24 protein-coding genes and 1 riboswitch are annotated in these 22,433 nt (G+C 70.1%); of the genes, 12 read left to right on the top strand and 12 right to left on the bottom strand.

Going from position 1 to position 22,433, the window contains the following annotated elements; all coding sequences use genetic code 11:
- Positions 1–30: 30 nt before the first annotated feature.
- Together ACIRQY_RS14010 and ACIRQY_RS14015 are read left to right on the top strand one after the other, a co-directional pair.
- The gene (locus ACIRQY_RS14010) at positions 31–1,482 is read left to right on the top strand and encodes a metallophosphoesterase (protein WP_403925043.1); all 1,452 of its coding nucleotides are present in this window, start codon (positions 31–33) and stop codon (positions 1,480–1,482) included.
- Positions 1,483–1,643: 161 nt separating this feature from the next.
- Complete coding sequence (locus ACIRQY_RS14015) at positions 1,644–2,285, top strand: hypothetical protein (protein WP_403925046.1); 642 nt, start codon at positions 1,644–1,646, stop codon at positions 2,283–2,285.
- A 54-nt stretch (positions 2,286–2,339) separates the two neighbouring features.
- Here the strand turns inward: ACIRQY_RS14015 and thiC are convergent, their stop codons facing one another.
- Positions 2,340–4,121, bottom strand: a complete 1,782-nt coding sequence (gene thiC / locus ACIRQY_RS14020; protein WP_351783231.1) for a phosphomethylpyrimidine synthase ThiC — start codon at positions 4,119–4,121, stop codon at positions 2,340–2,342.
- A riboswitch (TPP riboswitch) is annotated at positions 4,115–4,262 on the bottom strand. (Overlaps the previous gene by 7 nt.)
- Positions 4,263–4,333: 71 nt before the next feature.
- Here thiC and ACIRQY_RS14025 point away from each other — a divergent pair.
- A complete protein-coding gene (locus ACIRQY_RS14025) occupies positions 4,334–5,716 on the top strand; it encodes a YibE/F family protein (RefSeq protein ID WP_403925050.1) in 1,383 nt (460 codons plus the stop codon).
- A 224-nt stretch (positions 5,717–5,940) separates the two neighbouring features.
- Here ACIRQY_RS14025 and ACIRQY_RS14030 read toward each other — a convergent pair whose 3' ends face one another.
- The 4 genes from ACIRQY_RS14030 to ACIRQY_RS14045 form a co-directional block, all read right to left on the bottom strand.
- On the bottom strand, positions 5,941–6,384 hold the full coding sequence (locus ACIRQY_RS14030; protein ID WP_351783574.1) for an SsgA family sporulation/cell division regulator: 444 nt from the start codon (positions 6,382–6,384) through the stop codon (positions 5,941–5,943).
- 136 nt (positions 6,385–6,520) lie between these two features.
- Positions 6,521–7,291 (bottom strand): helix-turn-helix domain-containing protein, encoded by a 771-nt coding sequence (locus ACIRQY_RS14035; RefSeq protein ID WP_351783235.1) that lies wholly within the window; start codon positions 7,289–7,291, stop codon positions 6,521–6,523.
- 238 nt (positions 7,292–7,529) lie between these two features.
- The gene (locus ACIRQY_RS14040; RefSeq protein WP_403925053.1) at positions 7,530–7,742 is read right to left on the bottom strand and encodes a DUF5326 family protein; all 213 of its coding nucleotides are present in this window, start codon (positions 7,740–7,742) and stop codon (positions 7,530–7,532) included.
- Between the two features lie 221 nt (positions 7,743–7,963).
- On the bottom strand, positions 7,964–8,281 hold the full coding sequence (locus ACIRQY_RS14045; protein WP_366445286.1) for a cupin domain-containing protein: 318 nt from the start codon (positions 8,279–8,281) through the stop codon (positions 7,964–7,966).
- Positions 8,282–8,332: 51 nt separating this feature from the next.
- On the opposite strand from ACIRQY_RS14045, the gene ACIRQY_RS14050 reads away from it, so the two are divergent.
- The 5 genes from ACIRQY_RS14050 (at position 8,333) to ACIRQY_RS14070 (ending at position 12,013) form a co-directional block, all read left to right on the top strand.
- Entirely contained in the window at positions 8,333–8,722 is a 390-nt protein-coding gene (locus tag ACIRQY_RS14050; protein ID WP_403925056.1) for a phage holin family protein, read from the top strand.
- A 9-nt stretch (positions 8,723–8,731) separates the two neighbouring features.
- Positions 8,732–9,223 carry a low molecular weight protein-tyrosine-phosphatase gene (locus ACIRQY_RS14055; protein ID WP_351783243.1) on the top strand — a complete coding sequence of 164 codons (492 nt, stop codon included), beginning with the start codon at positions 8,732–8,734 and terminating at the stop codon, positions 9,221–9,223.
- Positions 9,224–9,234: 11 nt separating this feature from the next.
- Positions 9,235–10,365: a cystathionine gamma-lyase gene (locus tag ACIRQY_RS14060; RefSeq protein ID WP_403925356.1), complete on the top strand. Its 1,131-nt coding sequence runs from the start codon at positions 9,235–9,237 to the stop codon at positions 10,363–10,365.
- 236 nt (positions 10,366–10,601) lie between these two features.
- Positions 10,602–11,498, top strand: coding sequence for a LysR family transcriptional regulator (locus ACIRQY_RS14065; RefSeq protein ID WP_351783245.1), 897 nt, complete (start codon positions 10,602–10,604; stop codon positions 11,496–11,498).
- Positions 11,499–11,533: 35 nt separating this feature from the next.
- On the top strand, positions 11,534–12,013 hold the full coding sequence (locus tag ACIRQY_RS14070) for an NUDIX hydrolase (RefSeq protein ID WP_351783247.1): 480 nt from the start codon (positions 11,534–11,536) through the stop codon (positions 12,011–12,013).
- Here ACIRQY_RS14070 and ACIRQY_RS14075 read toward each other — a convergent pair.
- On the bottom strand, positions 11,956–13,260 hold the full coding sequence (locus ACIRQY_RS14075; RefSeq protein WP_403925060.1) for a globin domain-containing protein: 1,305 nt from the start codon (positions 13,258–13,260) through the stop codon (positions 11,956–11,958). The genes ACIRQY_RS14070 and ACIRQY_RS14075 overlap by 58 nt on opposite strands.
- A 106-nt stretch (positions 13,261–13,366) precedes the next feature.
- Positions 13,367–14,020 (bottom strand): HAD family hydrolase, encoded by a 654-nt coding sequence (locus tag ACIRQY_RS14080; protein ID WP_403925063.1) that lies wholly within the window; start codon positions 14,018–14,020, stop codon positions 13,367–13,369.
- Positions 14,021–14,120: 100 nt separating this feature from the next.
- On the opposite strand from ACIRQY_RS14080, the gene ACIRQY_RS14085 reads away from it, so the two are divergent.
- The 3 genes from ACIRQY_RS14085 to ACIRQY_RS14095 all read left to right on the top strand — a co-directional run bounded on the left by ACIRQY_RS14085 (position 14,121) and on the right by ACIRQY_RS14095 (position 16,154).
- Positions 14,121–14,984: a GNAT family N-acetyltransferase gene (locus tag ACIRQY_RS14085; RefSeq protein ID WP_351783251.1), complete on the top strand. Its 864-nt coding sequence runs from the start codon at positions 14,121–14,123 to the stop codon at positions 14,982–14,984.
- Between the two features lie 155 nt (positions 14,985–15,139).
- A complete protein-coding gene (locus ACIRQY_RS14090) occupies positions 15,140–15,598 on the top strand; it encodes a MarR family transcriptional regulator (RefSeq protein WP_351783253.1) in 459 nt (152 codons plus the stop codon).
- A gap of 103 nt (positions 15,599–15,701) precedes the next feature.
- Positions 15,702–16,154: a GNAT family N-acetyltransferase gene (locus ACIRQY_RS14095; protein ID WP_403925067.1), complete on the top strand. Its 453-nt coding sequence runs from the start codon at positions 15,702–15,704 to the stop codon at positions 16,152–16,154.
- A 47-nt stretch (positions 16,155–16,201) separates the two neighbouring features.
- Here the strand turns inward: ACIRQY_RS14095 and ACIRQY_RS14100 are convergent, their stop codons facing one another.
- Entirely contained in the window at positions 16,202–17,581 is a 1,380-nt protein-coding gene (locus ACIRQY_RS14100) for a serine hydrolase domain-containing protein (RefSeq protein WP_403925358.1), read from the bottom strand.
- 84 nt (positions 17,582–17,665) lie between these two features.
- Complete coding sequence (gene dnaB, locus ACIRQY_RS14105) at positions 17,666–19,147, bottom strand: replicative DNA helicase (RefSeq protein ID WP_351783259.1); 1,482 nt, start codon at positions 19,145–19,147, stop codon at positions 17,666–17,668.
- Between the two features lie 422 nt (positions 19,148–19,569).
- Between dnaB and ACIRQY_RS14110 the strand changes: the two genes are divergently transcribed.
- Positions 19,570–20,907: an MATE family efflux transporter gene (locus tag ACIRQY_RS14110; RefSeq protein ID WP_403925070.1), complete on the top strand. Its 1,338-nt coding sequence runs from the start codon at positions 19,570–19,572 to the stop codon at positions 20,905–20,907.
- A gap of 147 nt (positions 20,908–21,054) precedes the next feature.
- Here the strand turns inward: ACIRQY_RS14110 and rplI are convergent, their stop codons facing one another.
- Genes rplI through ACIRQY_RS14125 form a run of 3 tightly spaced genes read right to left on the bottom strand, consistent with a single transcriptional unit; the run spans position 21,055 to position 22,413 of the window.
- Positions 21,055–21,501, bottom strand: coding sequence for a 50S ribosomal protein L9 (gene rplI / locus ACIRQY_RS14115; RefSeq protein ID WP_351783263.1), 447 nt, complete (start codon positions 21,499–21,501; stop codon positions 21,055–21,057).
- A gap of 18 nt (positions 21,502–21,519) precedes the next feature.
- Positions 21,520–21,756 (bottom strand): 30S ribosomal protein S18, encoded by a 237-nt coding sequence (rpsR, locus tag ACIRQY_RS14120; protein ID WP_003956534.1) that lies wholly within the window; start codon positions 21,754–21,756, stop codon positions 21,520–21,522.
- A gap of 57 nt (positions 21,757–21,813) precedes the next feature.
- The gene (locus ACIRQY_RS14125; protein ID WP_403925074.1) at positions 21,814–22,413 is read right to left on the bottom strand and encodes a single-stranded DNA-binding protein; all 600 of its coding nucleotides are present in this window, start codon (positions 22,411–22,413) and stop codon (positions 21,814–21,816) included.
- Positions 22,414–22,433 lie beyond the last annotated feature (20 nt).

Consider the following 22,433-nt stretch of genomic DNA (forward strand, 5'->3'; position numbering starts at 1 on the left):
CAGGGCATCGCGACGGTGGTGGAGGGGTCCATGACTCAGGGGGCCGGGCAGGAGCCCGAGGCGCGCACGGCGACATTGCGTGACTTCCGAGTACCGCCGTACGCGCGCGTGCCCGTACAGGGCCACGCCTCCGAGCCGACCTCCGGGGAACCTCTGCCGGTCCCACCACCGGTCGAGGCCCCGCCCGCCGAGCAGCCGCACCACACGGCGCCCGAGCGCCCCCCGGCCCCCCCGCGCCCGGTCGACCACACCCCCCGTACGGCCCCGCCGATGCCCACCACCGCGCCCGAACAGCCGTGGCACCCGGGACAGCAGGCCGCCCCGGGGCAGCAGGACCCGGCCGCCGGACACCTCCACCCCGCGTACCCGTCCGAGCCGCCCCGGCACCCCGCGGGGCCCCCGCCCAGCGCCCCCCAGCCCTCCGAGCCGACCCTGCTCCTCGGCCACCGCGCCCAGCCCGCGTACCCCGCCCCGGCCGCCTCCGCGATCGTCTCCGTCGCCACCGGCCACCCCGGCAACGCCTTCCCCGACGGCGAACTCCCCGAGGGATACACGCCGACCGAGCGCGACCTGCCCGTCATCGGCCCCGGCGACACCCTCCGGCTCCCCGTCACCCCCGAGGCCGTCCCCTCGACCGGACCCGTCTCCGGGAACGACGAGGGACCCGGCCCGCTCTTCGTCGTCGGTGACGTCCACGGCTACCTGGACGAACTGACCTCCGCCCTCCACGCCCAGGGCCTCATCGACGAGAACGGCGACTGGTCCGCCGGGAACGCCCGTCTCTGGTTCCTCGGCGACTTCACCGACCGGGGCCCCGACGGCATCGGCGTCATCGACCTCGTCATGCGCCTGTCCGCCGAGGCCGCCGCCGCCGGCGGCTACTGCAAGGCCCTCATGGGCAACCACGAACTGCTGCTCATCGGCGCCAAGCGGTTCGGCGACACCCCGGTCAACTCCGGCGCGGGCACCGCCACCTTCCAGGCCGCCTGGCTGCTCAACGGCGGGCAGAAGCACGACATGGACCGTCTCCAGGACGTCCACCTCCAGTGGATGTCCCGGCTCGACGCCGTGGTGTGGGAGGACGACCACCTCCTGCTGCACTCCGACACCACCGCGTACCTGGAGTACGGCGAGACCATCGAGGACGTCAACGACACCGTCCATGAACTCCTCAACCGGAACGACGCCGACGAGGTCTGGGACCTCTTCCGCAAGTTGACCAAGCGCTTCGCCTTCCGCGACGAAGGCGGCCCGCAGGCCGTACGGGAGTTGCTCTCCACCTACGGCGGCCGACGGATCGTGCACGGCCACAGCCCCATCCCGTACCTCCTCGGCCAGGTCGGCGCGGAGGACGGCGAGGACGACACGGGACCGGTCGTCGACGGACCGCACGTCTACGCCGAGGGCCTCGCCATCGCCATGGACGGCGGAGTGACCATGGCCGGAAAGCTCCTGGTCGTCCAACTGCCCCTGACCGGCTGACGCGTCACCCTGCGCATCCGGGGACGGCGAATTCCGGAAACACCCTGTCAGCCCGTGGCACCCCCGTCCTACCATCGGGGTCCATTGGTAGCAGGCTCTCCTCCGTTTCCGCTCGACCGACCGTTCGCCACGGCTGATCCGCGGCCACGGAGCATCGGGGGATGCACATGAACGTGGCTCCGCACCTGCTGACCGAGGACCGCGCCGAGTACGAGCGGGTCCTCGACGACGCACTGAACACCGCCCACGCACGTCCGGATCTCGACGGAGCGGGCACCCGCCTCACCCTCGTACAGCTGCGTGCCCTCACGCTGAACGCGACCACGCTGGTCACCAGCGCGGCGGCGAGCGAGTACGAGCACTACGTGAAGGTCCGCGAGCAGCACCGCGCGGCCCTCGGCAACCGCCCCTCGACCGCCGACCGGCCGGGACCGGGCGGCGCGGGTGTCGTCGCCGTCCTCACCGTCATGGTGCCCGTCCTCGCGGGCGCGGCGGCCGTCATCCTCCTGCTGGCGGGCGCGGTCCTGCACGCCCTCACCCCGACCGTGGAGTTCGGCGCGACGCTGCTCACCGCCGGTCTGGTCTTCGGGACGGTGGCCGCGGCGGGACTGCTCTGCGCCGCCGTGGGGCTGCTCGTGACGGCCCTGCGCAACAGCCCCGCGGAGGTGGGCGGGAACCAGGACGACGAGCTGTCCCGCGCCCGGGAGGCCTGGCGCCTGGCCCTCCTCGAGCGCGGGATCGTGCCCTTCCTCCACGACGTCCTCACCGCCGCCGCCCCCGTGCCCGACACCCCGGACGGCTGAGACCGCGCCGGTACCGGTGTCCGGCACCAGTACCGGCGGCGGCGGGCGGGTGGATCAGTCCGCGAGCGGGAGGTACACGCGGTTGCCGCTCGCCGCGAACTCCTGGGACTTCTCGGCCATCCCCGCCTCGATCTCCCGCTGGGTGCCGCCGTGCTCCCGCCGGATGTCCTGCGAGATCTTCATCGAACAGAACTTCGGCCCGCACATGGAACAGAAGTGCGCCGTCTTCGCGGGCTCCGCGGGCAGCGTCTCGTCATGGAACTCACGCGCGGTGTCGGGGTCGAGCGCCAGGTTGAACTGGTCCTCCCAGCGGAACTCGAACCGCGCGTCGGACAGCGCGTCGTCCCACTCCTGCGCGCCCGGGTGCCCCTTGGCCAGGTCCGCCGCGTGCGCCGCGATCTTGTACGTGATGACACCGGTCTTCACGTCGTCCCGGTTCGGCAGGCCCAGGTGCTCCTTGGGCGTGACGTAGCAGAGCATCGCCGTGCCCCACCAGGCGATCATCGCCGCGCCGATGCCGGAGGTGATGTGGTCGTACGCGGGCGCCACGTCCGTGGTCAGCGGGCCGAGCGTGTAGAACGGCGCCTCCTCACAGATCTCCTGCTGGAGGTCGATGTTCTCCTTGATCTTGTGCATCGGGACGTGCCCGGGGCCCTCGATCATCGTCTGCACGTGGTGCCGCTTGGCGATCGTGTTCAGTTCGCCGAGCGTACGCAGCTCCGCGAACTGCGCCTCGTCGTTGGCGTCCGCGATCGAGCCGGGGCGCAGTCCGTCGCCGAGCGAGTACGTGACGTCGTAGGCCGCGAGGATCTCGCAGAGCTCCTCGAAGTGCGTATAGAGGAAGTTCTCCTTGTGGTGCGCGAGGCACCAGGCGGCCATGATCGAGCCGCCGCGCGAGACGATGCCGGTCTTGCGGCGCGCGGTGAGCGGCACGTACGGCAGGAGTACGCCGGCGTGCACGGTCATGTAGTCCACGCCCTGCTCGGCCTGTTCGACGACCGTGTCCTTGTAGACCTCCCAGGTCAGTTCCTCGGCCCTGCCGTCGACCTTCTCCAGCGCCTGGTAGAGCGGCACGGTGCCGATCGGTACGGGGGAGTTGCGCAGGACCCACTCACGGGTGGTGTGGATGTTGCGGCCGGTGGACAGATCCATGACCGTGTCCGCGCCCCACTTGGTCGCCCAGGTCATCTTCTCCACCTCCTCCTCGATGGAGGAGGTGACGGCGGAGTTGCCGATGTTGGCGTTGACCTTCACCAGGAACCGCTTGCCGATGATCATCGGCTCGATCTCCGGGTGGTTGACGTTCGCGGGCAGCACCGCGCGGCCCGCCGCGATCTCCTCCCGCACGACCTCGGGGGAGACGTTCTCCCGGATCGCCACGTACTCCATCTCCGGGGTGATCTCGCCCCGCCGGGCGTACGCGAGCTGGGTCACCGCCCGGCCCTCGCGTCCCCGGCGGGGCAGCCGGGGACGGCCGGGGAAGACGGCGTCGAGGTTCTTGAGCCCGCCGCGCGGCGAGGTGTGCTTGATGCCGTCGTCCTCGGGGCGGACCGGGCGGCCCGCGTACTCCTCGGTGTCGCCGCGCGCGACGATCCAGTTCTCGCGCAGGGCCGGAAGGCCCCGTCGCACATCGGTGTCGACGGTCGGGTCGGTGTACGGGCCGGAGGTGTCGTACAGCGTGACGTCCCGGCCGTTGGTGAGGTGCACCTGACGGACCGGCACCCGGAGGTCGGGGCGCGAGCCCTGGACGTACCCCTTGTGCCAACCGGGCGTGCGCTCCTGCCCGTCGGTCCGGTTCTGGTCGGAGGCAGGCGTGCGTGCGTCCTGAATGGTCATGAGACCGATCTCCCTACGCCGGCATTACCCGGTAACAGGTTCGGCGGTCGGCGCAGCCCTTTCCCGTACGTACATCAGTACGCGCGTACGGTGATTCAGCGCCCTCTCAGCCCGGTGCTCCGAGCTCCCGCGTGTGCAAAGGTGCCACCACGCTAGCGCCATTCCTGGCGTGCTGAACAGTGGGCCCCTGCCGTTCTTGCGATGATCGGTCGGTGACTTCCCCCCATCAGACCCCCGAACCGCACGGCCACGGGCACGGCCATGGGCACAGCCACAGCCACGGTCCCGCCGCCCCGGTCTCCCGTCATCTGCGCAAGGTCATCGCCGCGATCCTGATCCCGTTCGCCACCGCCGTCGTGGTCGGTCTGGTGGTGCTGTGGCCGGGCGGCACCCCGGCGCACGAGCGCACCGGGGTCGGCTTCGACCGGCAGACGGAGCAGGGCAGGGTCGTCTCCGTGCAGTACGTCGACTGCGCGTCGGTGAACGCCGGACAGGTCCCGCCGACCGGGGACACCTCCACCCCCGAGGAGCGCGGGGCCGTCGACTCCCGGCGGGGGCAGTGCGCGAAGGCGACGGTCGAGGTCACCAGCGGGCCGGAGAAGGGGCGGCGGTTCACCGAGATCGTGCAGCCGGACGCGCCCCGTCAACTCCACCAGGGCCAGGGCGTGGTGGTGGCGTACGCCCCCGACGCGCCCCCCGACCTCCAGTACTCGGTGACGGACGTCAACCGGAAGCTCCCGATCGCCCTGCTCGCGGGGATCTTCGCGCTCGCGGTGGTGCTCGTCGGGCGCCTGCGCGGCCTGATGGCGCTCGTCGCGCTCGTCATCAGCTTCCTCGTGCTGACGTTCTTCATCCTCCCGGCGATCCTGGAGGGATCGAATCCGCTGGTCGTAGCGGTGGTCGGATCGAGCGTGATCATGCTGGCCGCGCTCTATCTGTGCCACGGCCTCTCGGCCCGCACCTCGGTCGCGGTGCTCGGGACGCTGATCTCGCTGCTGCTGATCGGGCTGCTCGGGTCGCTCTTCATCGACTGGGCCTCGCTGAGCGGCAACACCGACGACAACACCGGACTGATCCACGGCCTCTACCCGAACATCGACATGTCCGGTCTGCTGCTCGCCGGAATCATCATCGGCTCGCTCGGTGTGCTCGACGACGTCACGGTCACCCAGACCTCCGCCGTCTGGGAACTGCACCAGGCCGACCCGGACATGGGGCCGCGCGCGCTGTACCGGGCCGGGATCCGGATCGGCCGCGACCACATCGCCTCGGTCGTGAACACCCTGGTGCTGGCGTACGCGGGCGCCGCCCTTCCGCTGCTTCTCCTCTTCTCGATCGCGCAGAGCAGCATGGGGACGGTGGCCAACAGCGAGCTGGTCGCCGAGGAGATCGTCCGGACGCTGGTCGGCTCGATCGGCCTGGTCGCCTCCGTGCCGCTCACCACGGCGCTCGCGGCCCTGGTGGTCTCCGCCGACCGTGAGCGGGCCGGGGGTGCCGGTCGTGCCGGGGGACCGACCGCGGCCGGTGACCGTACGGGAGCGGGCACCCGGCGGGCCACCGGCACGCGGGGCGGACGCCGTCGCCGCGCCAGATGACGGCCGCGGGACGGCGGGTACCGGCGCAGAGCTGGGACGGGAGGCCCGTTCGCACTGGGTGGTACGGGAGAACCGGGTGGTACGCGCACACCGGGTCGTACGCGAACACCGGGTCGTACGGGAAAGGTGTCGCCGTGCTGGTGGGTGCGGGCACGGGGGAGGCGTCGTCGTGCTCGACGCCAGGGGCGCGGGGAGGGTGCCCCGTGCCGGGTGGTGGGCGCCGGTCAGGCCGCCGGGCCCGCGCTCTCCTCGGCCAGGATGCGGCCGAGCGCGGCTTCCAGATTGTCCTCGAAGTCGCCCAGGTTCCGTTCCTGACCGAGTGGGACCAGCTTGTCCGTGCGGTCGAGGAACGCGACGAGCGGTGGCGCGCTGGCCCGGAACAGGGCCCGGTCGCTTCCGACCTGGAGCCTGATGGAAACGTCCGAGAGACCCTCCGGCTCCGTCGGGGCGATGTGCACATCGCCCTCCCCGCTGGGCCTGTTGATCCCGTCGAGCAGCAGCTCCCGGCCGAACGCCCAGGTCACCGGAGCGTCTCCGGGGAGGTGGAAGGTCATCCGCACCGCGTAGGGATCACGGGTCTCGTACCGCAGTTCCACCGGGATCCTGAACGAGAGCTCCTCGGAGACGAGGAAGCTCATCAGGACCTCGGCCTGAACCGACTCTCGCATCATGTACCCCGCAGTAGATGAAGCAGTTGTGTAAACAGCTGCTGAAAGCTGTGACCGAAACGGCCAGGAATGATCCCCCGTGGCCCTCTTGACGCAATCGTGCTGTACGCGCTAGCAGATCACAAGGAGTGATTTTTCAGATACTGATAGAGAAAGCGAGGGAGTTGAAGAGCTTTCCGATCTCTGCACGTAGCCGCTCGATTGCTGGGAGCAACCGTTCTTCCTGGTGGAGCGGCAGGGAAATGGCCACAGCGGCGGCCGTGGAGCCTGCTGTGATGGGGATCGCGGCACAAACTGTGCCGAGCGCATATTCCTGACGCTCCACCAGGGGCTCCATTCGCCCCAAACCACCCAAACGCTCCATAAGCGCGTGATGGTTACGCACCGTATACGGCGTGATGGCTTCGACCGGATGCCGGTCGAGGTGGTCTTGACGAGATTTCGAATCGAGTTGGCTCAACAGGCACTGCCCGATCGCGTGGGCGTGCGCGGTCTCCCGGAAGTCGGCCCACTCCTCCACTGCGGGGGAGGAGGGGGTGTCCGCGACCGAGACGAGTTCGACCTCGCCGTCGCGGTAGAGGGCGAAGTAGACCGGCACACCGATCTCGTCCCGCCAGCGCGCCAGGGAGTCCTCGATCTTGATGCGACGATTCTGCACGGCTCCGCCACCGGCGAGCCGGACGGCTGCCTCCCCGAGGACGAACACACCCTTCTCGCGGCGCAGATAGCCCTCGTGCGTCAGGGTGCGCAACAGGTGGTACGTGGTGGGCAGCGGGAGGCCCGTCTCACGGGCGAGCTGTTTGGCCGGAGCGCCGTCCGGGTGGGAGGCCACGGCCTCCAGCAGTCTCAGCGCTCGCTGCACCGAGCCGATCAGGGTAGGCGCAGTAGTCTGCGTAGCCGTGGCCAAAGGTCACCCCCAGGCATGACGACGGATGCACCGCACCCGCCCGCGGGGGCCGCCCCCGCGCGCCCGCCGGGCCTGGGAAACCGCCGGTCAGAACGGAGGTCTACGCCTGTAGTCCCCAACGCGGCGGAGAGATTCCACTCTAGTGGCAGCCCCCGGGCCCCTGTCCTGATTCAGCCGGTGCGTTCCCCCGGCCGGGCTAACGCGCTCCCACGGCTTCGTCCCTGATGAGTGGCGTGTGCTACCAGTCCTCCCTGGAGCGGCCGGAGGAGCTGAACTTCCGGACGACGTAGATCAGTCCGGCGACGAGGGCCACGAAGAGCAGCACCTTGAAGAGCAGACCGATCACGAAGGTCAGGACGCTGGTGATCAGTCCGCCGAAGACGATCAGGACCAGGGCCGGTATGGCGACCCACTTCACCCACCAGGGCATCCCCGCGAGAATCTGCTGCACGGCCATCGTCCTACCTCGCTCTCGAAATCCGTTCCGCGCACTCCGCGCCGAACACTCTCAAGGCTAGGTGTCGGAAGCGGCCCGTGGGGGCCCTGCGGCCCCCGCTCTCCCCTGATCCGCCCCCTAGGGGCCCGCCTCCTCCGGAGCCCCTGCCTCCGGGCCGACCCCTAAGGGCTCGCCCCGGAGAGCACGGCGCTCTGCCGGGCACACACGGCCCGCGCTCAGCCCTCCGGCGGCGAGAAGACCACGAGCACCCGCAGGTCCTCGCTGATGTGGTGGAACTTGTGCTCCACCCCCGCCGGCACGTAGACCACACTGCCCCGCGCCACCTGGGTCGTCTCCGTCCCCACCGTGATCGAGGCCCGGCCGCTCACCACGAAGTACACCTCGTCCTGACGGTGCGGCTGCTGCGGATCGAGCGCCCCGGCATCCAGCGCGTACAGGCCCACCGACATGTTCCGCTCCCGCAGGAACTGGAGATAGGCGCCCTGATTCGCGGCACGCTCCGCTTCCAGTTCGTCCAGTCGGAATGCCTTCATCGCCTGTCAGCCCCTGCCCTCGGCCCGATCGTGTCTGCCACGATCAGACACATGATGAATTTCGTAGTCAAGACGCTCGCCAACGCGGGCGCCCTGGGAGTCGCCATCTGGCTGCTCCAGGACATCACCCTGACCGGCGACGACCCGAACGCGACCACCGGCAACAAGGTCCTGTCCCTCATTCTCGTCGCCCTGCTCTTCGGGCTCGTGAACTTCCTGGTCAAGCCGGTCGTCAAACTGCTGACGTTTCCGCTCTTCATTCTCACCCTCGGCCTGATCACCCTCGTGGTGAACGCCCTGATGCTGCTGCTGACCTCATGGCTGGCCGAGCAGTTCGACCTCAGCTTCCACGTCGAGGGCTTCTGGACCGCCGTCCTCGGCGGTCTGATCATCTCCATCGTGTCGTGGGCGCTGAACGTCGTGCTCCCCGACAGCGACTGAGCGCGACCCGTGACCTACCGCGTCTGCTTCGTCTGCACGGGCAACATCTGCCGCTCGCCGATGGCCGAGCACGTCTTCCGCCGGTATCTGGAGGACGCCGGCCTCGGCGACGCGGTGGAGGTCGACAGCGCGGGCACCGGCGGCTGGCACCAGGGCGACCCCGCCGATCCCCGTACCGTCTCCGTGCTCGACGAGAACGGATACTCCTCCGCGCACGCCGCACGTCGGTTCCGGGCCTCCTGGTTCCCGGCCCTCGACCTGGTGATCGCGCTGGACGAAGGGCATCTGCGGGAGCTCCGCGGGCTCGCCCGTACGCCCGAGGAAGCCGGGCGCATACGCCTGCTGCGCTCCTACGACCCGGCCGCGGGGGACAGCCTCGACGTCCCCGACCCCTACTACGGGGACCGCGCCGGCTTCGAGGAGTGCCTTGAGATGGTGGAGGCCGCGAGCGAGGGACTGCTCGCGGCCGTCCGCCGAGAACTGGAGAACAGGACACCGTGAACCAGCACGACATGGGCGACGGCACACGCGCCGTGCGCGCCGGGCTGCCCGAGCCCGTGAAGTACGAGCCGACCCTGCCGGGACCGGTCTTCGCCGCGCACTACCACCTGCCCGGCGAACCGACCGGCCCCTACGCCTACGGCCGTGACGACAACCCCACCTGGACCCATCTGGAGCGGGCGATCGGCGAACTGGAGGCGCCGGGGGAGCCGGACGTCGAGACACTGGTCTTCGCCTCCGGCATGGCCGCGATCTCCGCCGTCCTCTTCTCCCAGCTGAAGGCGGGCGACACGGTCGTGATGCCGGCCGACGGCTACCAGGCCCTGCCGCTCCTCCACCAGCAGCTGCGGGCCTTCGGCGTCGAGGTCCGTACCGCGCCGACCGGCGGGGACGCCCAGCTCGACGTGCTGGACGGGGCCGATCTGCTCTGGATCGAGACCCCCTCCAACCCCGGGCTCGACGTCTGCGACGTCCGGCGGCTGGTCCGCGCGGCGCACTCCGGGGGAACCCTCGTCGCCGTCGACAACACCCTCGCCACCCCGCTCGGCCAGCGTCCGCTGGAACTGGGCGCCGACTTCTCCGTCGCCAGCGACACCAAGGGCATGACCGGGCACGGCGATGTCCTGCTCGGTCACGTCAGCTGCCGCGACCCCGGGCGCGCGGCGGAGGTACGCCGCTGGCGCAAGGTCGTCGGTGCCATCCCCGGCCCCATGGAGGCCTGGATCGCGCACCGCTCGCTCGCCACCCTCCAGCTGCGGATCGACCGGCAGTGCTCCACGGCGCTCGTGCTCGCCCAGGCACTCGCCGGGCGTTCCGACGTGACCGGGCTGCGCTACCCCGGTCTGCCGGACGACCCCTCCCACCAGGTCGCCGCGCGTCAGATGCGCCGCTTCGGCTCCGTGGTCTCCTTCGAGCTGGCGGACCGCGAGCGGGCCGAACGCTTCCTCGGAGCACTGCGGCTCGTGGAGGACGCCACCAGCTTCGGCGGTGTGCGCTCCACGGCGGAGCGGCGCGGGCGCTGGGGCGGGGACGCCGTCGCGGAGGGGTTCATCCGCTTCTCGGTCGGCGCCGAGGACCCGGAGGACCTGATCGCCGACGTGCTGCGGGCACTCGACGAGACCGGGGGAGCGACGGGGACCTGATCCGGTCCGCGCCCGCCGCCGGGCGCACGGAACGGGGTGTTCCGAGCCTCCCCCCTCATGGCTCGGAACACCCCGGTTCCGGCGCGGAAACCGCTTGAACAAGGCTAGTTGACTGTGTGTCGGTGTCCAATCACGGTAGCGACAGAGGCCTATCGACTTATTTATAGTTGGACGGTCCTGAGGCGCAGTCAGCCGACCGCCTGAGTCGAACGGCCCACGGCCGGGAGGGGGCGGACATGGATCTGGCCCTGCTGCGCACGTTCGTCACGGTGCACCGGGCCGGGTCCTTCACCCGTGCCGCCGCGCTCCTCGGACTCTCCCAGCCCGCCGTCACCAGCCAGATCCGGACCCTGGAACGGCAGCTCGGCCGCCCGCTCTTCCTCAGGCAGGCCCGCGGAGTCACCCCCACCACCGTCGGCGACGAACTCGCCCACCGGGCCGCCCCCCATCTGGACGCCCTCGTCGAGATCGCCGACACCGGTCTCGACCGGGAGAGCGGCGTCCGCACCCTCCATCTCGCGGGCCCCCCGGAGTTCACCGCGCTCCGCGTGCTGCCCGCCCTCACCCCCCTGGTCGGCCAGGGTCTCGCCGTACGGGTGTCCTTCCTCGGAAACACGGAGGAGATCCTCGACGGGCTCGCGGCAGGTCACCACGACCTCGCCGTCACCACCGCCCGCCCCCGGGGCGGACTGCTCGTCGCCACCCCGCTCTGCGACGAGGAGTACGTCCTGGTCGCCGCGCCCCGCTGGGCCGCCCGGCTCACCCCCGAGGTCCTGCTCGCCAAGGGCGCACTGGTCCTGGAGCAGCTGCCGGTGGTCGAGGTGCACGAGTCGCTGCCGTTCGTCGCGCGCTACTGGGCGAGCGTCTTCGAGACCAGACCGGCGGTCGCCGCCACCGTCATCGCCCCCGACCTACGGGCCGTCCGCGACTCCGCGGCCTCGGGCGCGGGCCTGGCCGTGCTCCCCCGCTATCTGTGCGAGGAAGCCCTGGCTCAGGGGCGGCTCGTGGCCCTGCTCGATCCCCCGGTCCCTCCGCTGCGGACCTACTTCCTCGTGGTGCGGACAGGGACGCTCGCGCTGTCACCCCTCGCCCGCGCTCACGAGGGCCTGCTGCGCGCCGCTGCCGCCTGGTGAGTTTCAGCCCCGCCCGAACGGGCCATTTTCTTCCCATGAACGAACGGCCCGTGATCAAGCGCACCGCACGCGCCATCCTGCTCGACGGGGACGACCTCGTCCTCATCAAGCGCACCAAGCCGGGAATGGATCCCTACTGGCTCACACCCGGCGGCGGCGTGGAACCCTCCGACCCCACCGTCGTCGAGGCCCTGCACCGGGAGGTGCACGAGGAACTCGGCGCCAAGATCACCGATGTGGTGCCCTGTTTCGTCGACACCGTCGAGCACATCGTGGACGGCGGCGTCTCCGGGGTGAAGGTCCAGCACTTCTTCGTGTGCAGGCTGGACTCCATGGACACCTCACTGCGCCACGGCCCCGAGATCGAGGAACCGGTCGGCGAGTACGAGATCGTCCGGGTCCCGTTCAGCCGGGTCGGCATCGCCGCCGTACACCTCGTCCCCCTCTCTCTGCGTCACTACCTCGACGGCAACATCGAGGGCGTTCGCGCCATGCACGCCCCCGACCTGGGCTGATCCACCGGAGTCAGCTCGGCGAGGAAGTCGTGCCGGATGCGCTCGGCGGGGACGCCCACGCCCCGCAGCACGTCCACGCCCCGCCGGACCATGCCGAGCGGACCCGAGAGATAGGCGTCGCGCTCGTCCCAGGGGCCGAGGCGGCCGATCGCCTCGGGCAGCCGCCCCTGTTCTTCGGTGACCGGATGGACCGAGAGCCACGGAAAGGTCCTCTGGAGCCGCAGCATCGTGTCGATGTCGTAGAGGTCATGGCCGCTGCGCGCCCCGTAGAAGACATCGACCGGGCGCCGGTCCCCGTGCTCCGCCACGTCCTCGACCAGAGCCTTGATCGGTGCTATCCCGGTGCCCCCTCCGAGGCAGAGCAGTCCGGTGTCCGTGGCGTGGTCGACGGTCATGGAACCGGCCGGGGGGCCGAGCCGGAGGACGTCCCCCGGCCGGGCCCGGTGGACCAGCGCGTTGGACACCCAGCCGGCCGGGACCGCCTTCACGTGGAGGGAGATCAGCCCGTCGGGCCGCGGCGCGGAGGCGAACGAGTAGTGCCGCCAGACCCGGGGCCACCACGGGGTCTCCAGCGTCGTGTACTGCCCCGCCAGGAAGCGGTACGGCTGATCGGGCCGGAGCGTGACGACGGCGATGTCCGGGGTGCGCAGGTCGTGGGAGACGACCTCGGCGTGCCACCAGGCGGGCTCCGAGCGCTCGTCCACCGCCGCCGCGTCGATCATGACCTGCGAGATCGTCGTGTACGTACGGACCCAGGCCGCCTCGGTCTCCCGGTCCCAGCTCGTCGTCGCGTACCGCGAGAGCGCCCCGATGAGCGCCTCCCCGACGGCCGGGTAGTGCCCGGAGTGCGTGCCGTACTTACGGTGCCCCCGGCCGAGGTTCTCCAGGTACGCGGTGAGCACCGGGGTGTCGTCGAGGTGCTCCGCCGCCGTCAGGAGGGCCTGGAGGAGCCGGTCCCGCTGGGTGTCCATGGCGGCCGGGAACATCTCGCGCAGGGCGGGGTTCCCGATGAACAGCAGGGCGTAGAAGTACGAGGTCACCCGGTCGGCGATCGGAGCGATCTCGGCCAGGGTGCGGCGTACGAGCACCGCGTCGGCGGACGCTCCCCCGATGGCCCGGGGCTCGCTCCCCTCCGTCGGAACTACCCCCGGGCGGTCCCGTAACGGTGTCCCGTACGTGTCCGTCACCCCGGGCCCGCGGCCGTCCGAGGCCTCCGGAGCCCTCGTGGTGGTCGGAGCATCCATCATGTGCCTCGCCCTCGCGCTGGCCTGGCTTCCGTGCTCGAAGCATGAACTCTTCGGCAGCGAGCCGGACGGAAAGCCGCGTTCTCGGGCCAGGGAGCGGGGATTCTGGTTAAGCTGCGCGCTTTTGGACCAGGGCGTAGGCCTCGCGCAAGTCTCCTCCCGTGTAGCTGTACCGCGACAGACCGCCGAGATGGCGGTCCGCGTTCACCGCCACGGTGTCCGGCACGACCGCGAACAGCTCCGCGTCGGACATCGAGTCCCCATAGGCGACACAGTCGGCCACCTCGATGCCGTACTCCGCACAGAGCCGCCGTGCGATCCGTACCTTGGCTCTCGCGTCGAGGATGCCGGGCCGGTGGATCTGCTCGGTGAAGGGGACGGCCGGCCAGCGCGAACCGTGCGCCGCGTCGGCGCCCCAGCCGAGCAGCCGCTCCACGAAGAAATCGGGCGAGAGGGAGATCACCGCACAGCGGTCGCCGCGCTCCCCGATGTCGGCCCAGACCTCACGGATGCCGTCGAGCCAGGGCGCCCCCTCGAAGGCGGCCGTGACCTGCGCCACGGTCAGCTCGGACCAGAGGGCGCGGGCCCGGACGGCGAACTCGTTCGGGGTGAGCCCGCGCAGGAAGCCCTCTTCCAGCGCGGCGATCTCCTCGACCAGACCGAGCTGCCGGGAGATCTCCACGGCTGCGGCCGACCCCCGGATCAGTGTGCCGTCGAGGTCGAAGAGATGGAGGCGCCGCTTGCCGGGTTTCACGTGGAACATCGTGCTCGTCCCACGGGGTGGAATCAACGTCCCCCCGGTTCCCGGTCAGATCCCCGAAAACGGTGGACGGAAGATCACTCCATCGGACAGCCTGGACGACATGCCGATCTCCCCCGCCGCTCTCGCCCAACTCCCCGTCCGGCACCTCACCTCGAACGACCTCCTCGCCTGCGCCGACCTCTCCGAGAACCGGGGCTGGCCGCGCGAAGAGCACAAGTGGGGCCTGCTGCTCACAGCGGGAACCGGGTACGGCATCGACGACCCCGACGGCTCCGGGCTGGCCGCCTGCTCCGTCGTCACCTCCTACGGTCCCGGGCTCTCGGCGATCGGCATGATGCTCGTCGCCGAGCGCTACGCGCGCCAAGGCGTGGGACGTCGGCTCATGCGGCACGTCCTGACGGAGATCGGAGACACCCCGGCCACCCTGTACGCCACGGCGAACGGGCAGCCGCTGTACGAGCAGCTCGGTTTCACGGAGATCAGCCGGTCGGAGATGCTCCGGGGCCGCTTCACCTTCGCCGAACCCGCCCCCGACATCAGGGTCCGGCCGGCCACGGCGGAGGACCTTCCGGCGATCCTGCGTCTGGACCACGAGATCTTCGGCCTCGACCGGACGCACATCATCACCCGGCTGCCCGCGTTCGCGGACCACCTCAGAGTCTCGGAGGAGAACGGCGGGCTCACCGGTTTCGCGGCGGCCTGGCCCAACATGGACACCCATGTCGTCGGGCCGCTGATCGCCCAGGACCCGGACACCGCCAAGGCACTGATCGCCTCACTGGCCGCAGCGACCGAGCGGCCGCTCCGCACGGACATCGATGTGCGCCACACCTCTCTGCTGACCTGGCTCAAGGGGAACGGCATCGATCCGATCGCCAACAACGCGGTGATGGTCCACGGCCTGCCCGACCTCCCCGGAGACCAGCTCCGCCGCTTCGCGCCCCTGACAGTCGCAGCCGGATAGCCGCACCCCTCCGAATTACTTGCACACGCGCACTATTGCGGTCCATCGTCTACCCTGGGCCGGGAAGCCACTCCGGCGTCGAGAGCGTGCGTGCCAGACGCCGCCGGACAGGCGGGACTTTCGAAACACGCCCTAGGAGAGACCGAGGAGAGAGCATGACCGCGACGGACCCCGCACTCACCGCGCTGTCCCAGCGCTGGTGCGCCCTCAGCCTGCTGCACGGCCGGATCGAGTCGCACATCGAGCGCGCCCTGGAGAGCCGTCACGGTCTGAGCGTGCGCGAGTACTCCCTCCTCGACGTCCTCAGCCGCCAGCACAACGGGCCAGGTGGGCACCTTCAGATGAAGCAGGTCGCCGACGCGGTCGTCCTCAGCCAGAGCGCCACCACCCGGCTGGTCACCCGCCTCGAAGACCGGGGACTGCTCACCCGGTACCTCTGCACCACCGACCGGCGCGGCATCTACACGGACGTCACCGAAACCGGGCAGAGACTCCTCGACGAAGCCCGCCCCACCAACGACAGCGCACTGCGCGAAGCCCTCGACGAGGCGGCGAAGAACCCGGACCTGACACCGCTGGTCCAGGTACTGGAAGGCCAGGCCACCTCCGTGTGATCACGGAGCCTCCCTGCGATCGGCCCGCCTCCCCATGGCGCGGCAATCAGCGGAGACCCGTCCGGAGGCGCCGAGACAGACGCTCCCGCGTACCCTGCGGGGCATGAGCGATCTTGAGATACGGCCCACGACCGCGGAGGACCTCCCCGCCGTCGTCGCGATGCTCGCGGACGACCCGCTGGGCGCGCAGAGAGAGTCCCCCGAAGACCTCACGCCGTACCTCGCGGCCTTCGACATCCTCTCGGGCGACCCCCACCAGCACCTCATGGTGGCCGTCCGCGCGGGCCAGGTCGTGGGAACCCTCCAGCTGACGGTGATCCCGGGACTCTCCCGCCAGGGCACCATCCGCTCGATCATCGAGGCCGTACGCGTCCGCGCGGACGAGCGCGGCAGTGGTCTCGGAACCCAGCTCATCGAGTGGGCCGTCGAAGAGTCCCGGCGCCTCGGCTGCAAGCTCGTCCAGCTGACCTCCGACGTCAGCCGTACGGACGCCCACCGCTTCTACGAGCGTCTCGGCTTCGAGGCCTCCCACGTGGGCTTCAAGAAGAGCCTCTGACGCACTCCGAGACAGGGGGTGTTTCACGTGAAACACCCCCCTCCGGCTCAGAGGCCGCGCCAGCCTGCCTCGTCCACCCCGCCCGGAACCGCGTCCGCAGGGGCGTAGGGCTCCCGTGTGAAGACGAACGAGCCGAGGTCGAGATGGCTGACGCCACCGTCGGCACGCCGTACGACCCGGAGGGTCTCCCCCTCGTAGTAGCCGTTCAGCCCGACCCAGCCGCCGTCGGGCAGCGCCCGGAAACTCGCCCCGCGCCCCGCGCCCCGCAGGGGTTCGAAAACGACACTCCGCTCAGGCCCGACGCGCAGCCCGTAGGCGTACGTGCCCCAGTACCAAGGCCCGGTCAGCGACAACAGCTCCTCGTCGACTCCGCCCTCGGGAAGCGGCCTCCAGGGCTCGGGGAAGCGCGGCTCGGCCTCCGCCACGATCCGGATGAGATCGGCGGCCACAACCCCCGGCTGCGGCCCCGAGGTGGCATTGGCGAGCATGACCCCCGCCAGACCCTCCTCCACGCACACCCACAGAGCGGCGAGGAAGCCCGGGAGCGAACCGGTGTGACCGATGTAGGTCCGGCCGTCCCTGTGTGCCAGCTGGAGACCGAGCCCGTAGCTCAGCTCCCACTCCCCCTCGGCCCCGGGCGCGCCCGGGGCCCGCATCTCCTCCACGGAGGCGGCGGCGAGCACCTGCTCGTCCCCGGCCGCGAGGAACGCGGCGAACCGGGCGAGGTCCGCCGCAGTCGACCACAGCTGCCCGGCGGGGGCCATCAGGCCCAGGTCCTCGGACGGCTCGGGCAGCATCACATCGGCCCAGGGGTGCACGGCCCAGCCACCGGCGTGCGGGGCGACCGGCTCCGGCGTCGTCCGGCCCATCCCCAGGGGTTCCAGGATCTCGCTTCGCAGAGCCTCCGCCCAGGGCACCCCGCGTACGGCCTCGACCAGTGAACCGAGGAGGGTGTAGCCCGGGTTGGAGTAGTGGTGGCGCCGTCCGGGCGTCCTCAGGAACGGCTGGTCCCCCAGCACGTCGGAGAGCTCGGGCCGCAACGCGGCCGAGGACCGCTCCCACCACGCACCGGGCGTCTCGGCGGCGAGACCGCCACTGTGGCCGAGGAGCTGGGCGATCGTCACCTCGCCGACGCCCGTGCCCTTGAGATGCCGCTCCAGCGGATCGTCGAGCCCCAGGAGCCCCTCGTCCCGCAGCCGCATCACCAGGACGGCGGTGAACACCTTGGTGAGGGAGCCGATCCTGAACTGTGTGTCCGCGTCCGGCGCGTGCCCGTCCACACAGCTGCGCGACCCGCTCCACACCAGCGCCCCGTCCCGCACCACGGCCCCCACCACCGAGGGGGCCCGCCCCTCGGCCTGCGCGACGGCGACCCGATGCGACAGCGCCCGCTCGGTTCCGGGCAGCAGCCCGTCAGAAGAAGTCATCATGACCCCATCCAACGCCACCTCACACGGAGAGGTCCACGCCGGACGGGGGCCGTCCGGAAGATCGCTCCCGGGGATGGACCGTCACGTCTGTGCCATGTCCACGAAGCGGGAGTAGTGGCCCTGGAAGGCGACGGTGATCGTGGCCGTCGGGCCGTTTCGGTGCTTGCCCACGATGATGTCGGCCTCGCCCGCGCGCGGGGACTCCTTCTCGTAGGCGTCCTCACGGTGGAGCAGGATCACCATGTCGGCGTCCTGCTCGATGGAGCCGGACTCACGCAGGTCGGAGACCATCGGCTTCTTGTCGGTGCGCTGTTCGGGGCCACGGTTCAGCTGGGAGAGCGCGATCACCGGCAGCTCCAGCTCCTTGGCGAGGAGCTTGAGGTTTCGCGACATGTCGGAGACCTCCTGCTGACGGCTCTCCTGCCGCTTCGAGCCACCCGACTGCATCAGCTGGAGGTAGTCGATGATGACGAGCTTGAGGCCGTTGCGCTGCTTGAGCCTGCGGCACTTCGCACGGATCTCCATCATCGACAGGTTCGGGGAGTCGTCGATGAAGAGCGGTGCCTGCGAGACGTCCGGCATCCGGCGGGCCAGCCGCGTCCAGTCCTCGTCGGTCATCGTTCCGGAGCGCATGTGGTGGAGCGCGACCCGTGCCTCGGCCGAGAGCAGACGCATCGCGATCTCGTTGCGGCCCATTTCGAGGGAGAAGATGACGCTGGGCAGGTTGTGCTTGATGGACGCCGCCCGCGCGAAGTCCAGGGCGAGCGTCGACTTACCCATGGCGGGACGGGCCGCGATGATGATCATCTGACCGGGATGGAGACCGTTGGTGAGCGAGTCGAGGTCGGTGAAGCCGGTCGGCACACCCGTCATCTCACCGCTGCGGGAGCCGATCGCCTCGATCTCGTCGAGCGCCCCCTCCATGATGTCGCCGAGCGGCAGGTAGTCCTCGGTGGTGCGCTGCTCGGTGACCGCGTAGATCTCGGCCTGGGCCGAGTTCACGATCTCGTCGACATCCCCGTCGGCCGCGTATCCCATCTGCGTGATCTTGGTCCCGGCCTCCACGAGGCGCCGCAGGACGGCCCGCTCATGGACGATCTCCGCGTAGTACGAGGCATTGGCCGCCGTCGGGACCGACTGGACCAGGGTGTGGAGGTAGGAGGCACCGCCGACACGGGTGATCTCACCGCGCTTGGTGAGCTCCGCGCCGACCGTGATCGGGTCGGCGGGCTCGCCCTTGGCGTAGAGGTCGAGGATCGCCGCGTAGACGGTCTCGTGTGCGGGCTTGTAGAAGTCGTGGCCCTTGATGATCTCGACGACGTCCGCGATGGCGTCCTTGGAGAGCAACATGCCGCCGAGGACCGACTGCTCGGCGTCGAGGTCCTGTGGCGGAACGCGTTCGAAGCCGGAGAGCCCACCGTCCCAGGGGCCGTCGCCCCCGCGCTCGTGCTGGTCGTCACGCCCTCGTCCGCGACCACGCCCCTCACCCCGGGTACGGGTGGGCAGCCGGTCACTCGGTCCGCCGTCCGCCCAAGGGTCGTCCATCGGCTCGGGAACGCTCACCAAGCACCTCTTCCCGTCCGCTCCGCGGACCTCGCCGTGCCACTCTTTCTTACGCCACACCCTGATCGACGAGTGGCTGCGCGACCGTTTCTGGCGCGTCGGGCGCCGGACCACGGTAGGCCCGCGAGGGGCGTCAGCCAATCTGGTTATCCACAGGCCCTGTGGGTGAAGGCCCCAATACTGTGGAGAACTCCCCGGAACCTGTGCACGGAGCGGGGGACAGCCATGTGGACAAACTCATAAGGGCCCCCTCAACACCGCCCTGACCTGCAATTTCACCATCCACTGGCTGTGGGGGAGAAAAACTTTCCCCCCTGGACCAAGATCAGAACAAACGGCCCACACGCGAAGCCCCTCACCCTCGATGAGTAAGGGATAAAGCACCATTGCATCTCTTACCTGTGGAAGATTAGATTGCTCCCATGACCCAGGCCCCCGCGACCTCCAAAGCCGTCCGTCGGCAGCACGACCGAGAGATCGTCTCCCTCGCACTGCCCGCGTTCGGCGCCCTCGTCGCCGAGCCTCTCTTCCTCATGGTCGACAGTGCCATCGTCGGGCACCTCGGCACGCCGCAACTCGCGGGTCTCGCGATCGCCGCCGCTCTGCTCTCCACCGCCGTCAGCGTCTTCGTCTTCCTCGCCTACGCCACCACCGCCGCAGTCTCCCGACGCGTCGGTGCGGGAGACATCGCCGCCGCCATCCGACAGGGCATGGACGGCATCTGGCTCGCGATCCTCCTCGGTGCCGCCGTCGTCGCCTTGACCTTCCCCACGGCACCCTGGCTCGTGGACGCCTTCGGGGCCTCCGACACCTCGGCCCCCTACGCGATCACCTACCTGCGGATCTCCAGCCTCGGCATCCCGGCGATGCTGGTGGTCCTGGCCGCCACGGGCGTCCTGCGCGGCCTCCAGAACACCCGCACACCGCTCTACGTGGCCATCGGCGGTTTCATGGCCAACGGTGCCCTCAACCTCGGACTGGTCTACGGAGCGGGCCTCGGCATCGCCGGTTCCGCCTGGGGCACCGTCATCGCCCAGTACGGCATGGCCGCCGTCTACCTCGTCGTGGTCGTCCGGGGCGCCCGTCGCCACGGTGCCTCCCTCCGTCCGGACACGGCCGGCATCCGCGCCTCCGCCCAGGCGGGCGTCCCTCTCCTGGTCCGTACGCTCTCGCTCCGCGCGGTCCTGATGATCGCCACAGCCGTCGCGGCACGGATGGGAGACACGGAAGTAGCCGCCCACCAGATCATCCTGTCCCTGTGGAGCCTGATGGCCTTCGCCCTCGACGCGATCGCCATCGCGGGCCAGGCCATCATCGGGCGGTACCTCGGTGCGGGCGACACCGACGGCGCCCGTCAGGTCTGCCGCCGCATGGTCCAGTGGGGTGTGGTCTCCGGAGTGGTGCTCGGCGCGCTGCTGATCATGGCCCGCCCCCTCTTCGTCCCCCTCTTCACCGATGACACCACCGTCCAGGACACCCTGCTCCCCGCCCTGCTCGTGGTCGCGGTCTCCCAGCCGATCTCCGGGGTCGTCTTCGTCCTCGACGGCGTTCTGATGGGTGCCGGGGACGGCCCCTACCTGGCCTGGGCCATGCTGCTGACCTTGGCCGTCTTCGCTCCGGTCGCCCTTCTGGTTCCCGTGCTTGGCGGAGGACTGACCGCCCTCTGGTGGGCGATGACCCTGATGATGGCGGTCCGCATGGCGACGCTCTGGCTGCGGTCCCGCTCCGGCCGCTGGATCGTCACAGGCGCCACCCGCTGACGTTTCACGTGAAACACCCCTTCATGGAACATCGGAGTGTTTCACGTGAAACGGGATGGACAGAGCGGGTCGCCACACGGCGGAAGGGCCGTACCCCGAGGGGTACGGCCCTTCCTCACTGCTGAGCGCAGACTGCCAGAGGCAGCGTTACGCGGCGACGACCTCGACGCCGAGCTTCGCGGCAACCTCGGGGTGCAGACGCACGGACACCTGGTGCGAGCCCAGGGTCTTGATCGGCGAACCGAGCTCGACGCGACGCTTGTCGACGTCGGGGCCACCCGCGGACTTGATCGCCGTGGCGATGTCGGCCGGGGTCACGGAGCCGAAGAGACGGCCGGCGTCGCCGGAGCGAACGGCCAGGCGCACCTTCGTACCCTCGAGGCGGGCCTTGATCTCGTTGGCCTGCTCGATGGTCGCGATCTCGTGGATCTTGCGGGCGCGGCGGATCTGCGCCACGTCCTTCTCGCCACCCTTGGTCCAGCGGATCGCGAAACCACGCGGGACCAGGTAGTTGCGAGCGTAGCCGTCCTTGACGTCGACGACGTCGCCAGCGGCACCGAGGCCAGAAACCTCGTGGGTCAGGATGATCTTCATTGGTCGGTCACCCTTTCCTTATCGCGCGGTGGACGTGTAGGGCAGCAGCGCCATCTCACGGCTGTTCTTGACGGCCGTGGCGACGTCACGCTGGTGCTGCGTGCAGTTGCCGGTCACGCGGCGGGCACGGATCTTGCCGCGGTCGGAAATGAACTTCCGCAGCATGTTCGTGTCCTTGTAGTCCACGTACACGGTCTTGTCCTTGCAGAACGCGCAGACCTTCTTCTTAGGCTTGCGCACAGGCGGCTTCGCCATGGTGTTTCTCCTGTGTGATCAAGAAGTGGGGGTACGAGCTGCTTCCGGGGCTTCGCCCTAGAAGGGAGGCTCGTCCGAGTAGCCGCCGCCGCTGCCGCCGCCGGAGTTTCCACCCCAGCTGCCGCCGCCGGCCTGCTGCTGGCCGCCGGAAGGGCTGCCGGTCGCCCACGGGTCGTCGGCGGGAGCACCGCCGCCACCCTGCTGGCCACCGCCGCCGGAGTTTCCACCCCAGCTGCCGCCTCCGCCGCCCTGCTGCTGACCGCCGCCGCCGTAACCGCCCTGGCCGCCTCGACCGGTGGTCTTGGTGACCTTGGCCGTGGCGTTCTTGAGGCTGGGGCCGACTTCCTCGACGTCCAGCTCGTAGACCGTGCGCTTGACGCCCTCACGGTCCTCGTAGGACCGCTGCTTCAGCCGGCCCTGCACGACGACGCGCATGCCTCGCTGAAGCGACTCCGCGACGTTCTCCGCCGCCTGACGCCAGACCGAGCAGGTCAGGAAGAGGCTTTCGCCGTCCTTCCACTCATTGGTCTGACGGTCGAAGGTGCGGGGGGTGGACGCGATACGGAACTTCGCGACCGCCGCACCGGACGGGGTGAAGCGCAGCTCGGGGTCGTCGACAAGATTGCCGACGACCGTGATGACGGTCTCGCCTGCCATGGGGGTACCTCTCGGCGGGA

It is taken from the genome of Streptomyces sp. NPDC101490, assembly GCF_044767145.1.
GTDB lineage: Bacteria > Actinomycetota > Actinomycetes > Streptomycetales > Streptomycetaceae > Streptomyces.

Bases quoted from the DNA above. Each gene is read 5' to 3' on its own strand.
- ACIRQY_RS14010 (WP_403925043.1), top strand. From the start codon at position 31: ATGACTCAGGGGGCCGGGCAGGAGCCCGAGGCGCGCACGGCGACATTG.
- ACIRQY_RS14015 (WP_403925046.1), top strand. From the start codon at position 1,644: ATGCACATGAACGTGGCTCCGCACCTGCTGACCGAGGACCGCGCCGAG.
- thiC (WP_351783231.1), bottom strand. From the start codon at position 4,121: ATGACCATTCAGGACGCACGCACGCCTGCCTCCGACCAGAACCGGACC.
- ACIRQY_RS14030 (WP_351783574.1), bottom strand. From the start codon at position 6,384: ATGCGAGAGTCGGTTCAGGCCGAGGTCCTGATGAGCTTCCTCGTCTCC.
- ACIRQY_RS14045 (WP_366445286.1), bottom strand. From the start codon at position 8,281: ATGAAGGCATTCCGACTGGACGAACTGGAAGCGGAGCGTGCCGCGAAT.
- ACIRQY_RS14050 (WP_403925056.1), top strand. From the start codon at position 8,333: ATGATGAATTTCGTAGTCAAGACGCTCGCCAACGCGGGCGCCCTGGGA.
- ACIRQY_RS14060 (WP_403925356.1), top strand. From the start codon at position 9,235: ATGGGCGACGGCACACGCGCCGTGCGCGCCGGGCTGCCCGAGCCCGTG.
- ACIRQY_RS14065 (WP_351783245.1), top strand. From the start codon at position 10,602: ATGGATCTGGCCCTGCTGCGCACGTTCGTCACGGTGCACCGGGCCGGG.
- ACIRQY_RS14070 (WP_351783247.1), top strand. From the start codon at position 11,534: ATGAACGAACGGCCCGTGATCAAGCGCACCGCACGCGCCATCCTGCTC.
- ACIRQY_RS14075 (WP_403925060.1), bottom strand. From the start codon at position 13,260: ATGATGGATGCTCCGACCACCACGAGGGCTCCGGAGGCCTCGGACGGC.
- ACIRQY_RS14080 (WP_403925063.1), bottom strand. From the start codon at position 14,020: ATGTTCCACGTGAAACCCGGCAAGCGGCGCCTCCATCTCTTCGACCTC.
- ACIRQY_RS14085 (WP_351783251.1), top strand. From the start codon at position 14,121: ATGCCGATCTCCCCCGCCGCTCTCGCCCAACTCCCCGTCCGGCACCTC.
- ACIRQY_RS14090 (WP_351783253.1), top strand. From the start codon at position 15,140: ATGACCGCGACGGACCCCGCACTCACCGCGCTGTCCCAGCGCTGGTGC.
- ACIRQY_RS14095 (WP_403925067.1), top strand. From the start codon at position 15,702: ATGAGCGATCTTGAGATACGGCCCACGACCGCGGAGGACCTCCCCGCC.
- ACIRQY_RS14100 (WP_403925358.1), bottom strand. From the start codon at position 17,581: ATGACTTCTTCTGACGGGCTGCTGCCCGGAACCGAGCGGGCGCTGTCG.
- ACIRQY_RS14110 (WP_403925070.1), top strand. From the start codon at position 19,570: ATGACCCAGGCCCCCGCGACCTCCAAAGCCGTCCGTCGGCAGCACGAC.
- rplI (WP_351783263.1), bottom strand. From the start codon at position 21,501: ATGAAGATCATCCTGACCCACGAGGTTTCTGGCCTCGGTGCCGCTGGC.
- rpsR (WP_003956534.1), bottom strand. From the start codon at position 21,756: ATGGCGAAGCCGCCTGTGCGCAAGCCTAAGAAGAAGGTCTGCGCGTTC.
- ACIRQY_RS14125 (WP_403925074.1), bottom strand. From the start codon at position 22,413: ATGGCAGGCGAGACCGTCATCACGGTCGTCGGCAATCTTGTCGACGAC.